This is a genomic window from Paenisporosarcina sp. P5_A11 (assembly GCF_056400705.1).
In genome coordinates this window covers 1-13,861 of the sequence record NZ_JBFUKT010000079.1, presented here as the reverse complement: position 1 = coordinate 13,861, position 13,861 = coordinate 1, and the positions used below count along the sequence as shown (strand labels likewise).

The following is a 13,861-nucleotide window of genomic DNA, read 5'->3' as shown; positions in this document are numbered from 1 at the left end:
CATTTACATCTCACGGATTCGTGACACGAGATGGAATTACACCATCAGAATTTCGAGATTTTGCCCATCAAGAATTCAGTCAATACCCATCGATTTCCACGTTGGAAGATAAAGTCGTTGAAATTATAAAAAAAGCTGATGGATTTACTATCAAAACAGAAATGGGGAGAGAATGGGCGACGAAAAAAGTAATTCTTGCAACCGGTGTGAAAGAGAAATTCCCGAATATACCAAACTTACGAAACTTTTATGGGAAAAGTATTTTTAACTGCCCATATTGTGATGGTTGGGAACTTAGAGATAAACCTTTAGCTTTATTTGGTGAGGTTGATTATACGTTCCATACAGCAGAAATAGTGCGGAACTGGTCGCTAGATTTAGTGATCTTCACAAATGGAAAAGAACTAACAATAAGCCATGAGAAAAAAATGAAAAAACTCGACATAAGAGTAGAGACGAGTAGGATACGTCTCCTCACTGGTAAGGATGGAATGCTACAAAAAGTTGAACTTGAAAATGGTCTCGTGATTGAAAGAGTAGGAGGATTCGTCACACCTGAACTCGTACAAGCATCTGATCTTGGGACCTTGCTAGGAGTTAAATTAAACGAAACGGGGGGCCATCACTCTGATGAAGTGGGAAAAACCAAGATAACAGGACTTTTTGTCGCGGGAGAAGCATCAAATGTGTATCCTGCTCAATTGATTATCGCTGCTGCATGTGGAGTGAAAACGGCAATGGCTGTTAATGTCGAATTAATACATGAAGGCATATTAGGAAGTGAAAAATAAGCTTTTTTAGCTTCCTTCGCTTTCTTAAAATGGTACTTATTTCTATCGCGTAATATAAAAAACCCCAAATTGTAAAGAAAAATCTTATGTTTTGTCACGGAACTGTAATGTTTAAGTGTTATTTTTATTTCTACAAACGAGAAATAAAGGAGAAAACAACTTGAAAAAATTCAGTTTCGTGTTAAGTTTCGTACTAATTTTCCTCGTCGCATTTGCTAATGACTCGGAAGCCGCTGCTTCTGTCCACACAGTTAAAAATGGTGACACATTATATAAAATATCAAAACAGTACCATGTCTCTGTCTCAACTATTAAATCTATAAACCATTTAAAGTCAGATTTAATTAAACCGAAACAAAAACTTCAATTAAAAGGTAAAGCTACAGTAAAAAAAGTTTCTAAAAAATCCGCTAAAAAATCAGTATCTCGATCTAATGACAAAGTGGTCAAAGAATTGATGGTATCTACCACAGCATACACTGCTTATTGTCGCGGTTGTTCAGGCATTACGAAAACAGGAATCAATTTAAGAAAGAATCCAAACTTAAAAGTAATTGCTGTTGATCCAAGCGTAATTAAACTTGGCACAAAAGTATATGTAGAAGGTTACGGATATGCCATCGCTGGTGATACTGGTAGTGCGATAAAAGGAAATAAAATTGATGTCTTTATGCCAAACCATTCAAGTGCTTTAAAATGGGGACGTAAAACAGTGAAAATTAAAATCTTACGATAAATTATAACGAAAGCCCACTTACCTAATTTGGTAAGTGGGCTTTTTTGAAAGATAAGAATAAACTTTGAGGCTGTTTTTTATAGTTTCGCTCATAGTCGACAAAGATCCGCTCATAGTAGACAAAAAACCGCTCATAGACGACACGAATGCGCGCATAAGACATGACAAATCTCTATCTACAACAGAGACAAGCAGCAGGAGATGCCATTTCGGCTTCTACTCCGTTTTGAACCGTGAACTACCATATTTTCAGCCGAAATTATATTTTGAACACAATTTTATCAATTATTGCGTAAATGTTACAGTAACTTGCAGGAAAACCTGCATATAGTTATGATTAAATTGTTAAAAAGTTCGATTAATCGGCTTCCTTGAAGCGACGCTCATGACCTTGAAAATCACGGCTGTCGCACTTATCTTAGGGACGATCTTGGGATTGGCTTTTGCACTGATGAAAATATCACGCTCAAAAATTTTGCAAACAATTGCTAATCTCTATATTATCATCATTCGAGGTACACCTTTGATTGTACAAATCATGTTCTTGTATTTCGGGATTACTCAACTAATTGTACTTTCTGGTTTTTGGGCACGAGCCATTGCACTAGCTATTCATAATGGTGCATACATTGCGGAAATATTCCGTGGCTCCATCCAAGGAATTGATCGTGGACAACGTGAAGCGAGTAGCTCCCTTGGGATGACCAGGGCTCAAAGCATGCGTCGCATCATTTTCCCTCAGGCATTGAACCGCTCAATTCCCCCCTTGGCAATCAATTCATCATCACGTTGAAAGACTCATCATTTCTATATCATCAGCGTGCCAGAACTATTCGCTATGGCTAACCGAGAAGCAGCACAGTCCCGTCAATCCCTGGAAACATTTCTAGTGGTTGGGGTTTACTACCTGGTCTTGGTTATGATCTTTACCTATTTACTGAAACTGTATGAAAATAAACTTAATGTCGACAAATAAGAAGGAGGGGATCATATGTTAAAAGGAACAAATATCCATAAATCGTTCGGCGATTTGGAAGTGTTGAAAGGCATTGATCTGGAAGTCGCTCCTTCGGAAGTGGTCGTCCTGGTCGGGGTCAGTGGATCCGGTAAAAGTACGCTTTTACGTTGTTTTAATTTTCTTGAACGTATCAATAAAGGGACCATTGAAGTGGATGGACAAGTAGTGGATTCCAAGAAACATAAATTATCAAATATCCGTGCCGAAGTAGGTATGGTATTTCAACATTTCAACCTTTTCCCGCATATGACAGTGCTTGAAAATGTTATTGAAGCACCAATGACTGTAAAGAAAATGAAAAAAGAAGACGCTGTTGCATTGGCAAAAGGCTTACTTGAAAAAGTAGGTTTGTCTGACAAAGCGGATGTATATCCAAGCAAATTGTCTGGTGGACAAAAACAGCGTGTTGCAATTGCTCGTTCACTAGCGATGGAACCTAAAGTGCTTTTGTTTGATGAACCAACATCAGCACTTGATCCTGAGCTTGTAGGAGAAGTCCTAAGCGTCATGCAACAACTCGCACAAGAGGGCATGACAATGGTTGTGGTGACGCATGAAATGAAATTCGCACGTGAAGTAGCGGATCGAGTAATCATGTTGGACGAAGGACGAATCATTGAGTCTGCGGATCCAGTTACATTCTTTGAAAATCCAAGTCATGAACGAACGAAGCAATTTATTAAGTTAGTTGACTAACATAGAAAACCCCAATGTCAGTTGATAACTGACATTGGGGTTTTTTGTGAATCATTTGAGAGGAAATTCATTTTACAATGTGGCTATTATAAAGGGAATAGTCTAAAAATAAAATGAACAAAAGGAAGTTTTTAATATCTACGTCCATAAGGCATGCGTGTCGGCGGAACAACAACATTTTGAGTGATTTCTTTGTAATAAGTTCTAGGTACATCGATAATGTGTTGTCTGTTACATGTAATCAAAGGTTGAATATAAGGAACTTCCCGTTTGACATAAGAGTCCGTATAACGGCACAAAGGTGGGCAGACAATTGGTGGAATACCTGGCTGTGCGATAGGTTGGACAGCAGGGCGCGCATTAGGTTGAGCAGCAGGATACGCATTGGGTTGAGCCGCAGGATACGCAATAGGTTGATTATTCKAGCATTGACATTTTGAATGTTTCATATGACGATACATAATAAATTCACCTCCAGTCTATATCTATTAATAAATGCGGATTAAGAGGGTTTGGAAACGGCTTTTCAAATCATTTATTGCAGATGGGTTTTTGTTACCTTACAATAAGGTTTAATTAAACCTAAATGAAAGAAAGGACGAAACGAGTGTAATCATTCCTCTTTATATCTTATGAACTGAATAGAGTGAAGGGGTGTGTAACATGAACGATCGTCGTTCTTTTTATTTTCTCTGGGTTAGCCAAATGATAGCAAACGCAGGGGATGTCTTGTACATTGTAGGGCTTATTCAACTTGTTTATTTATCCAGTGGTTCTGTATTAACACTAACGCTCATTCCGTTGACGATTACGTTTTCACGTTTGATTGGGAGTTTTTTAACACCGCTCCTTTTGCATCGCTTTCCATTGCGTCGAATCTTATTGTTTTCGATGTTTAGTAAAATCGTTGTACTAAGTGCGGTCTTTTTACTTAAAGACGAAGCCATCTTGTGGATTCTATTGCTAGTCAGTATCATTGCCTTTTTAGATGGTTGGTCAACTCCAACCAGACAAGCCATGCTTCCTGAATTAGTAGGTAAATCTGCATTGCCACAAGCCAATAGTTTAGTAGCCATATCAGATAACACTGTGAACTTAGTTAGCTGGCCCCTAGGAGCTTTTTTTGTAGCTCAATTTGATGGTGGGTTGCTTATTTTAGTAACAATAGTTTTATATATATTAGGATGGTTACTGACATATGGAATTAAGTCCATCATATTTGTGAGAAAAGAAATACCCTCTTTGAAGGAACAACTTTCAGGAGGATGGAGGTATAGTTTTTCTAATAAATCCATTCGCAATGTACTTATTTTAGATATGTTAACAGCATTTGCAGGTGCCGTATGGATTTCCTCCATTTTATATGTGTACGTCGACGAAGTCCTTGATAAAAACGAAGCTTGGTGGGGATACATTAACGCCTTTTATTCAGGTGGATTTATTATTGGTGGTTACTTATTTGCGAAACTCTTAAAAATTTCTGGTCAACATATGATAATGGTTGGTTGTTTTGTCACGAGTCTTTTAACGGTGTGGTTTATTTACCCTCATGCAGCAGTTGTGGCTCTAGTTATCTCGCTTTTTCTTGGTATATTTGGTCAAATACAACTGATTGCTCAATTAACTATTTTGCAAACACATACGGAAACCGAACAACTAGGCCATGTATTTTCCGTTCAATCTGTTTTAGTAATGGGAGCTTTCGGCATTGCGACGTTTCTTTTTGGTTGGATCGCTGAAACATATGGGATTACGAGCGCCTTTTATTTGTCGGCTTTAATAATGTTAGGCACTGGATTTTTTACGGTAATACAGAAAAAAACATTAATATATTCAAAATAATTAACATGCTAAAGGACTTGAGGTGTCTCACTCAAGTCTTTTTTTATTATAGATTGGATTTTCGACCATTCAACTTGAGTTTCCGACCACTCACCGTGGATTTTCGACTATTCAAATTAGGTTTCCGACCACTTATCATGAGTTTTCAACCATTCGCTTGGAGAAGGGCACCATTCCTCTTGAGAAAGACAACATTTTCCATGCAAAGTTTCAAACATATAAAAAAAACTAGAATTAGCACATTCAAATGTTTCGTTAAATTTTTGTCGGGTAACTTGAGGAAGAGGAGTGTGACAAGATGACTACAGATGAGCGTTTGATTATCAGACTGTGAAAMCAGGAACAACAGTCTTTTGTGGAGTAATATGATCGCTACTATTTGCTTTTGTGGAAAATTTCGTACCGAACTGTTGCTGAAAATGCTATCTGTGAGGAAATCTTACAACAAATCTTCCAAGATGTATGGGCAAGACCTAATGACTTTAATAACGAAAAAAATCATCTTCTCTTAATCGAATGTTGTCAAACAAAAATCAACTTAATATCGTTACAAAAGTCGTCTTAGTAATTGAGAAAATTTGAAATATCGATTCTCCGTATGATCTCCCAAGTCCATACCTCACATCTGAAGCACGTAAAACTTCTTTTCGAAGTCAAATATATTGTCACATTTTAGCATAAAAATGTTTCACGTGGCACATTTTGTCGGATAGCATTGAATCCTACTCTTATATAGTGGAAGATAAGTTTAAATAGAAGGAGGTTTCAATTTGAAAAATCGGGACGCTGCTTACTACATAGACCATTTAAACATGGAACCACACCCAGAAGGTGGACACTTTACACGCAGTTTTTATTCGGAAGAAAAAATGAATACTTCAGAGAATAAAATCAGAAACCTCTATACGACAATCTACTTTTGTTTAAAGAGTGAAGAGGTTTCCCATTTACATCGGCTGCAATCAGATGAATTATGGTTTTTTCATGATGGGAGTTCATTAACTGTTCATGTGATTCATCCTAATGGGGAGTATAAGGCACATCAATTAGGGTTGAATTTCGAAAAAGGGGAATCACCACAAGTACTTGTTCCAAAAGGAGCTATTTTCGGGACGTCAGTTGATCAAGAAGGGTCATTTTCACTTGTAGGATGTATGGTTTCTCCAGGATTTGATTTCGAAGACTTCGAATTGTTTACACAAGAGGAACTGGTAAAATCATATCCTCAACATAAAGAAATGATTGGAAAAATGGCTTATCAAAAAATAGTTGGAGAAACTCACCTATGACGATTACCTATCGTTTTTATGAGGGACCTGAAGACTTACAAAGTCAAATCAACTTCTGGATTACAGCCACCAAAAAGCTTCCTTTTGCTTGGAAGACAACATTGTGACCAAATCAATTTATTGAACAGCAACAATTTCGCCCAAAGTCCAGATGTTTTGCTTTTGACGGTGATCAACTCATCGGTTATATGAGCTTCACGGGGAGTAGTGAGTTCGTGTCATTAGGTTATCCGTGGGTAATATCAGGGTATGAAGGGAAGGTTCAAGATGAACTTTACAATCGGATCTATGATTTCGCTGTAAGCGAAACATTTGGAGCAAAGATGTTTGCCCAGCGATTTAGAAGTGACTGGACACAACAAATTGAGTATTTCTTATCAAAAGGATTTACTGTTACAAGACGTTCAGCTTTACTTGCAAGCAGTCTTGGCAAAAAGTTAAAGTTTTGATTTTGACGTCTGGAAGACAAATGTGAAAAAATATGATGATACATCTGATGAACAATTTGCCATGATGCGTGAATACTACGGTTCAGTTGATTTCGATTTCTCTATAGCATTTGCTGGCGGAGGGTATGTCGGAGTGACGATTCGACAAGATACAAGATATGCGGAAATACTAGCTGTAGCTTGTCATCCAAACCTACAGAACTTTTCTAATATGGTCGAGATAGTCATTGGAAAATGTAAAAAAAGAGACGTAAAATTAGTCAGTATTGCCTCATCACATTTACCTCTAAAAGATTCATTAGAGAGACTAGGTTTTACCGAGCAAACTGAAGATGTCATGATGATGAAAAAGCGATCCTACTGAGTAGGTTCGCTTTTTAGGTTGTTTTCGGCAAAGTTAAACAGAAAGTGGAGCCATCTTTGCGTTATACAATAAAATGGGTGGGAAAATCTCCGAATGGTTGGTATATGAAGCGGAGTGAAAATTTATTTCTAATTGGGCTTACGGGTCAGGTTATTTGACATAACTATGAAAATAAGGGACCCCAACAAGTTAGGTTTGTAGTCCCTTATCGTTTGTTTTTATATGTTTGTACTCTTGAGGCGCTTTTTATTACCATTCAATTTCTTAAGGATTGTCCTTTGTAATCGATAAATCATGAATGTCACTTTTCGTTTCATTGGCAGATCTGAGGACTTGATTTCGAAATAGACGGTAGTCTTTGTCTTGAATAGCCAGTTTTAAAGCAATCATTCCTAGACTTTAATCATGTTGTTCTTTTGACATGAAATCTGACATGACGGTTCGCTTTCGAGGCATTCTTAAATTCAAAAAGGACGCTTAGTATGCGTTTACTCAAACCTTCCCAGTCATAATACATATTTTCATCGCCAATGATTGTATAAATAGCATGGTTAATTTCATCTAAATCCCAAAAGTCTCCACTAATTAGTGCGCCTGTAAAAATTTTCAGTATGAGTAATTGATAACATGTTATCGTCTCCTAATACTCTATTACCTTTTGGGCGTATAGTTAAGCTTTTTAAATAATACGTCTAACTCAGAGTTAGATAAATCACGCCATTCTCCGACAGGTAAGCCATCAACTTGAATATTCATAATACGAACTCGTTGCAAGCTCTTAATTTCATAACCAAGTGCAGAACACATGCGGCGTATTTGACGATTTAATCCTTGCGTTAAGGTGATTTTAAAGATATGAGTTGAGAGTTGCTCTACCTTACAAGGTAACGTCTTCGTATCTAAAATTTCTACACCTTCGGACATGTCTTTAATAAAATCTTCTGTAATTGGTTGGTTTACTTTAACGATATATTCCTTTTCATGCTCATTTTCAGCTCGCAAAATTTCATTCACAATATCCCCATCATTTGTTAATAAAATAAGCCCGTGAGAGTCTTTATCTAATCGACCAATATGGAAAATGCGGAGTGGATGATTAATATAATCCACAATATTTCCTTTTATATGACGTTCCGTTGTACTCGTTATTCCAACTGGTTTGTTGAGAGCGATATAAACATATGGATCTTCATGTTTTACCGGGTTTCCATCCGCACGCACATTGTCACCAGGTGCTACTTTACTTCCTAGTTCTGCTTTTACTCCGTTAATTGTAATCCGTCCATCTTCAATCCATTTATCAGCACCGCGTCTTGAGACAATGCCAGCTTCACTTAGAAATTTATTAATACGCATATCATCACCTGCTTTATTTAATACCTCTATTATAACGCAAAATGCGTGGTGATAAGTATTTGAAGGAGTTCGCAACATCAATGCAGTCTAAGATTAAATTATGTTAATCTTACTATAATAATCATTCGGACATCCATGAAGAAAAGGAGGGAACGAAATGAGCAATATAAATGAATTGTCATCTGATTTGAAGGAATTGCTAACGATTCAACATACGATAAAAGAATACGAGAAAAATGCTTACTTGTTTAGAGAAGGAGATACAATCAAAGGTATTTATCTTGTACAGTCTGGCAAAGTTCAAATTGGTAAAGTAACGCCAGATGGCAGGGAACTAACGCTTCGGATTTGTGGTCCGCATCAGCTCGTGGGAGAAATTACTCTTTTTTCACCGACCGCAAAATACATGTTGGATGCCAAGGCACTTGAAACAGTACAATGCGTCAAAATCACCGCCGAAGCAATAGAAGATGCACTCCCTTATAAACCAGAGTTAGCGATTACCTTGATGAAATGGATGGGGCTCAATCACCAGAAAACACAAACTCGATTCCGTGACCTCCTTTTGCATGGGAAAAGAGGAGCACTGTATTCTACGCTAATTCGAATGTCCAATAGTTATGGAGTTGAGCATGCAAATGGCATTCTCATCGATCAATTATTCACGAATCAAGAGCTCGCAAACTTTTGTGGTATGGCTAGGGAAGTAGTCAACCGTTTGCTAGGTGAATTAAAAAAAGAAGGCCATATTTCTATGTCGGAAGGCAAAATCATCATTCATGATTTAGCTCACTTAAAGAATGAAATAAAATGCGAAGACTGCCCGATAGCCTTTTGTAGAATTGACTGATTAAATGGTTACCCATAATAGGGTGGCCTTTTTTTGTGGGAAAAATCAGGTGAAACCAAATGGACACGGTTGTGTGGATATCCGGGTGACAAAGCTGAATAAATCCAGAGCGTAGCTGAAAGAAAAGCAAATATATATTTATCGACAAATAGGTGAATTCTTTGTTAATAAATCTCCAAGTGTGATAAAAGTCACAGTGTTTAAAAGGAGAATGCATTACGCTGAACGTAACCTAATTACATTTAAGGAGTGAGAATAAGTGAGCAAACCAAAACACAATCCAGAAGTAAATTTAAAAGGAACATTGGTTAGTGTTTTTATCGTTGGAATTCTTATCATCGTCATGTGGTTAGCTGTTTATTTAATGTACGTAGCAAGATAAAAGGAGAGGATTACAATGCATTTACATAAGTACGAAAAAATTTGGCTCATATTTGGACTCGTTTCACTAGTTGTATTTTTAAGTATCGTAGGAGTTAGTGCATTTTCTCATGGTCATACACCGGCTGGGGGAATGACGACAATTGATCCGAAGAAAGTAAATGAAACCGCGCCGTTTGACAAGCCAAGCGTCACCCAAATAAATGATGACACTTACCAAGTGGCAATTGTAGCAATGGCGTTTGGTTACACTGCTCCAGATTTAAAAGTTCCGGTTGGAAAAGAAATCATTTTTAAACTAACAAGTACAGATGTCGTTCATAGTTTTACAATTGATAACACAAAAGTCAACATGATGGTCGTCCCTGGTCAAATTACAACTAAGTCATACACATTCGACAAACCCGGAAAGTATTTAATTCTTTGTAATGAATATTGCGGATCTGGCCACCACTTAATGTCTACAGAAATTGAGGTGTACTAGTCATGATTGCTATAAGAGATCGTAAGTTAGCATTATGGAATATTGGAGTAGCATACATCGCCTTCTTAATTGGTACGTTATGCGGATTATTACAAGTATTTATTCGAAATGATGCACTCAAATTACCGAGTTGGTTAGATTATTATCAAATATTAACGGCACATGGCGTGCTGCTTGCACTTATTTTTACTACATTCTTTATTTTTGGTTTCTTTATTACAGGTATGAGTAAAAGTCTTGGAAGTTTCGGTCCGAAAGTCTATCTTTTCTCTTGGATTGGTTTTCTGGTAACAACAATAGGAACCGTATTAGCTACCGCCATGATTGTTTCGGGAGAAGCTTCGGTTTTATATACGTTCTATGCTCCATTGAAAGCGAGTGGTTGGTATTACGTAGGTCTTGCTTTATTCGTAGTAGGTACATGGATTAATAGTTTTGCGTTAGTTGGTCACTATATGGTTTGGCGTAAAAAGCATAAAGGTCAATTAAGTCCATTATTTGCATTCATGACGATTGCGACAATTGTCATGTGGATTATAGCGTGTTTAGGCGTTGTGGCAACTGTATTATTCCAATTCATTCCTTGGGCATTTGGATGGGTTGATACGATAAATGTTGAGTTAAGTCGCTCATTATTCTGGTATTTCGGGCATCCTTTGGTATATTTCTGGCTACTACCTGCATACATGGCATGGTATGTCATTGTACCGAAGTTAATTGGAACAAAAGTATTTAGTGATTCGCTTGCACGTTTATCATTTGTATTATTTATTCTCTTTTCTATCCCAGTTGGATTCCACCATCAGTTAACTGAACCTGGGATCTCTAATTTTTGGAAATTCCTTCAAGTTGTTTTAACGTTTATGGTAATCATTCCATCATTGATGACTGCATTCTCGATGTTTGCAACTTTTGAAATTGCAGGTCGTAAAAAAGGCGGCAAAGGACTTTTCGGATGGTTTACAAAACTTCCTTGGAAAGATGTGCGTTTTACATCCATATTTGTAGCGATGGCGTTCTTCATCCCTGGTGGAGCGGGCGGGATTATTAATGCTAGTTTCCAATTAAATGAGATAGTTCACAATACATTATGGATCGTTGGACATTTCCACATTACAGTCGGAACACCTGTAGCTATGACATTTATGGGGCTGACATTCTGGATCATTCCTTATTTAACGGGTCGTAAATTTTCAAAATCTATGCAAAAATTAGGGTTCATCCAAATTATTACATGGGCTATCGGGATGTTGTTAATGTCGACATCACAGCACATTTTAGGTTTGCTTGGCGCACCAAGACGTACTGCGTATTCTGGTTACAATAATCACCCATCCGCAATGGAATGGTTTGATGGAATTTTAAGCAATCATGTAACCATGGCAATCGGCGGAAGTATATTATTTTTATCAGCAATGATACTAATATATATTGTTGTTATGACCATGTTCATTTCTCCAAAAGCCGTTAAGGAAAGAGATTTTGTTGACTTCCCAATGGCTGAAAGTGATGTTGAGAACACACCGAAATTCTTGGAAAACTGGTGGATTTGGATTGGTATCGCCTTCGTCCTCATTATCATCGCATATGCGATTCCGTTAAGCGGTATGATTCACCATGCACCTCCAGGTTCAGAAGGTTTTAAAACATGGTAGGAGTTGAGTAAAATGGTAATCTTAATGTTAATTTGTTTATTCGTCGTCATTACTTTGGTGACGGGTATGATAATTGATTTAAATAGTTTAGATGAATAATTGAAACAAAAAAGGTTTGTGGCGAGAGTTTTCGCTACAAACCTTTTTTAGTGTTCATTTTATCGAGCTCATCTAGGAATGCAGTGCGCAAAGGATATTTTTTTTGTAAGGTATCCACTAGTAATGCGGTGACCTCATCGCCGAACAATTTCTTAAACGCCTTGATTTCCCGACATACTTGACGATAATTCGAGCGGTTGGATGCACTACTTGCTTTTTCATACAACCATAGAAGGTACAATTCTTTTGTTTCTTGCGGATACTCTGCCTTAAGCCATTGTACGTGTTCAGGTAGATTATACAAATTCACCTGACAATAGTGAAGCAGCTGGCTAAATAAATTCTCTTGTTTCAAAATGGTTGTATACACTACTGAGTACTGATGTTTGGAGTTCAAGATTGATAAAAGTTTATCAAGCACATCAGGCCATTCGTCTAGGCTATAAAGCTCTTTTAAATCGTTGAAAAATTCGATATTACCATGTGAAACTAGTTGAAAAGCAAGTTCTTTCTGATGTGCCAAGTGATTTTGCATTTTATGCAACTTATATTGGTGAATTCGCCATTTATTTACCAATCCTGGATATTCAGATTGCTCGAATTCACCTGCTAATGCGATATCCATAGCATCGTCCAAATTCTGTAAAGCAATGGCCCGTTCAATGGCTATTTCTTTAATGTCATCTAGATGTCTATTGTTTTGTAAAAATTTTTCAATAGCTTGATCATCTTGTCGAATGATCAACAAGTTGAATTGGAGAATTTTCAATTGACTGAGCTCATATCTGCTCCTATAGCCGGATTCGAATTGGATAAAAGTTTCAAGAAATTGCAAATGAAGTGACATTAAGTTGAACAATTTCTCATCTTCACATAGCGTCATCCCAGCCCTAAGCAATTCGAATTTCCAATCGGACCAATCCGTGTAAATTTTATTTTCAGAAGCTTTTATAATTTGTTTAAGCATCGAGGTCTTCTCTTGACTTGACCATGAGAAGACGCCATTGGAAATTGCATAGTGAATTTGAGATTGCAATTGTTGAATCACATCACCAAAATTCCCAGATGAATCGTCGGTGAACTGTAGTGCTTTGACGACGGGTTGCAACGTTTGAAGTCCTGTCTTAACGGCCATCTGATAACGACTCGTTTCGATGTACTGATCAATAAGAAGTATTAACTTTTCTGCTCCATGGAGTGCCATAAATGACTGACTGTAAGTAATAAATCCCCTCTGTTTAGCACAATTAATTGAAGACTGGACAATGATTTTGGATTGGCTCAGTTCATTGTTATCCAGCACATCTTCGTAACGAACTATGTGGATAGAGGATACCTTTGATTCAGCTTGAGTCGGAAGAGCGGTAACAGTATCAAGAATAGCCAGACACAGTGCAACTTGATGTTTRCAAAAATCTGTTATTGTATATGGACAGTCACAGTTGGAGGAAAGAATGTCATGTTGATCATTCACTTCCAGCTGAACTAAATATAGCTCTGTCCCCAACACTTCTGCGTGAAAAGTAGAAGTATTGCTTTTACTTAGCTTTATATGTTGGACTTGCCCATTTTGAAAATAAGATTTACCACGTTTGAAAATATAGGATGGCACCGATTGATTTAAGTCGATAAGGTTCAAAATCACACCTCCTCTCTATAATTACCTTAAACGATTATTTAATTTCTGCCAACAAACCTATTAGCATATTCTAACAACAAATATATTGTAATTTTCGATGTAATCTGACAATATAAAATAGAAGGATTTCCAAAGTTTAGGATTCTATCATTTTAATAGAATAAAGCGCATACAATGGAAATTACTACTTGTACAAATAGGAGGAACTTGAG

At 37.2% G+C, this 13,861-nt stretch carries 14 protein-coding genes and 1 pseudogene; 12 read left to right on the top strand and 3 right to left on the bottom strand.

Annotated features, from left to right (window positions below; genetic code table 11):
• The 8 genes and pseudogenes from AC1DOS_RS11940 to AC1DOS_RS11905 form a co-directional block, all read left to right on the top strand.
• Window positions 1–791 (top strand): NAD(P)/FAD-dependent oxidoreductase (locus tag AC1DOS_RS11940; protein ID WP_477537675.1); only part of this gene is annotated, 791 nt, incomplete at its 5' end.
• A 160-nt stretch (window positions 792–951) separates the two neighbouring features.
• Entirely contained in the window at window positions 952–1,527 is a 576-nt protein-coding gene (locus tag AC1DOS_RS11935) for a 3D domain-containing protein (protein WP_477537674.1), read from the top strand.
• A 385-nt stretch (window positions 1,528–1,912) separates the two neighbouring features.
• Window positions 1,913–2,503 (top strand): annotated as a pseudogene (locus AC1DOS_RS11930) (amino acid ABC transporter permease).
• A 15-nt stretch (window positions 2,504–2,518) separates the two neighbouring features.
• The gene (locus AC1DOS_RS11925) at window positions 2,519–3,241 is read left to right on the top strand and encodes an amino acid ABC transporter ATP-binding protein (protein ID WP_477537673.1); all 723 of its coding nucleotides are present in this window, start codon (window positions 2,519–2,521) and stop codon (window positions 3,239–3,241) included.
• A 663-nt stretch (window positions 3,242–3,904) separates the two neighbouring features.
• The gene (locus AC1DOS_RS11920; protein WP_477537672.1) at window positions 3,905–5,083 is read left to right on the top strand and encodes an MFS transporter; all 1,179 of its coding nucleotides are present in this window, start codon (window positions 3,905–3,907) and stop codon (window positions 5,081–5,083) included.
• 770 nt (window positions 5,084–5,853) lie between these two features.
• Entirely contained in the window at window positions 5,854–6,372 is a 519-nt protein-coding gene (locus tag AC1DOS_RS11915) for a cupin domain-containing protein (RefSeq protein WP_477537671.1), read from the top strand.
• Between the two features lie 215 nt (window positions 6,373–6,587).
• Window positions 6,588–6,821 carry a hypothetical protein gene (locus AC1DOS_RS11910; protein WP_477537670.1) on the top strand — a complete coding sequence of 78 codons (234 nt, stop codon included), beginning with the start codon at window positions 6,588–6,590 and terminating at the stop codon, window positions 6,819–6,821.
• 22 nt (window positions 6,822–6,843) lie between these two features.
• Window positions 6,844–7,185: a hypothetical protein gene (locus AC1DOS_RS11905; RefSeq protein ID WP_477537669.1), complete on the top strand. Its 342-nt coding sequence runs from the start codon at window positions 6,844–6,846 to the stop codon at window positions 7,183–7,185.
• Window positions 7,186–7,588: 403 nt separating this feature from the next.
• On the opposite strand, the gene AC1DOS_RS11900 is transcribed toward AC1DOS_RS11905, so the two are convergent.
• Complete coding sequence (locus AC1DOS_RS11900) at window positions 7,589–7,729, bottom strand: hypothetical protein (protein ID WP_477537676.1); 141 nt, start codon at window positions 7,727–7,729, stop codon at window positions 7,589–7,591.
• 107 nt (window positions 7,730–7,836) lie between these two features.
• A complete protein-coding gene (gene rluF, locus AC1DOS_RS11895) occupies window positions 7,837–8,541 on the bottom strand; it encodes a 23S rRNA pseudouridine(2604) synthase RluF (protein ID WP_477537668.1) in 705 nt (234 codons plus the stop codon).
• Between the two features lie 157 nt (window positions 8,542–8,698).
• On the opposite strand from rluF, the gene AC1DOS_RS11890 reads away from it, so the two are divergent.
• The 4 genes from AC1DOS_RS11890 to AC1DOS_RS11875 all read left to right on the top strand — a co-directional run bounded on the left by AC1DOS_RS11890 (window position 8,699) and on the right by AC1DOS_RS11875 (window position 11,911).
• Window positions 8,699–9,391 (top strand): Crp/Fnr family transcriptional regulator, encoded by a 693-nt coding sequence (locus AC1DOS_RS11890; protein ID WP_477537667.1) that lies wholly within the window; start codon window positions 8,699–8,701, stop codon window positions 9,389–9,391.
• 259 nt (window positions 9,392–9,650) lie between these two features.
• A complete protein-coding gene (locus tag AC1DOS_RS11885; RefSeq protein WP_108586690.1) occupies window positions 9,651–9,773 on the top strand; it encodes a cytochrome C oxidase subunit II in 123 nt (40 codons plus the stop codon).
• A gap of 15 nt (window positions 9,774–9,788) precedes the next feature.
• On the top strand, window positions 9,789–10,256 hold the full coding sequence (locus AC1DOS_RS11880) for a cytochrome c oxidase subunit II (protein WP_477537666.1): 468 nt from the start codon (window positions 9,789–9,791) through the stop codon (window positions 10,254–10,256).
• Window positions 10,257–10,258: 2 nt separating this feature from the next.
• Window positions 10,259–11,911, top strand: coding sequence for a b(o/a)3-type cytochrome-c oxidase subunit 1 (locus tag AC1DOS_RS11875; RefSeq protein WP_477537665.1), 1,653 nt, complete (start codon window positions 10,259–10,261; stop codon window positions 11,909–11,911).
• A gap of 133 nt (window positions 11,912–12,044) precedes the next feature.
• Here AC1DOS_RS11875 and AC1DOS_RS11870 read toward each other — a convergent pair whose 3' ends face one another.
• Window positions 12,045–13,649: an SWIM zinc finger family protein gene (locus tag AC1DOS_RS11870; protein ID WP_477537664.1), complete on the bottom strand. Its 1,605-nt coding sequence runs from the start codon at window positions 13,647–13,649 to the stop codon at window positions 12,045–12,047.
• Window positions 13,650–13,861 lie beyond the last annotated feature (212 nt).

What these genes read in the sequence shown, in the direction of transcription:
- AC1DOS_RS11920 (WP_477537672.1), top strand. Translation starts at nt 3,905, where the DNA reads ATGAACGATCGTCGTTCTTTTTATTTTCTCTGGGTTAGCCAAATGATA.
- AC1DOS_RS11890 (WP_477537667.1), top strand. Translation starts at nt 8,699, where the DNA reads ATGAGCAATATAAATGAATTGTCATCTGATTTGAAGGAATTGCTAACG.
- AC1DOS_RS11880 (WP_477537666.1), top strand. Translation starts at nt 9,789, where the DNA reads ATGCATTTACATAAGTACGAAAAAATTTGGCTCATATTTGGACTCGTT.
- AC1DOS_RS11925 (WP_477537673.1), top strand. Translation starts at nt 2,519, where the DNA reads ATGTTAAAAGGAACAAATATCCATAAATCGTTCGGCGATTTGGAAGTG.
- AC1DOS_RS11875 (WP_477537665.1), top strand. Translation starts at nt 10,259, where the DNA reads ATGATTGCTATAAGAGATCGTAAGTTAGCATTATGGAATATTGGAGTA.
- rluF (WP_477537668.1), bottom strand. Translation starts at nt 8,541, where the DNA reads ATGCGTATTAATAAATTTCTAAGTGAAGCTGGCATTGTCTCAAGACGC.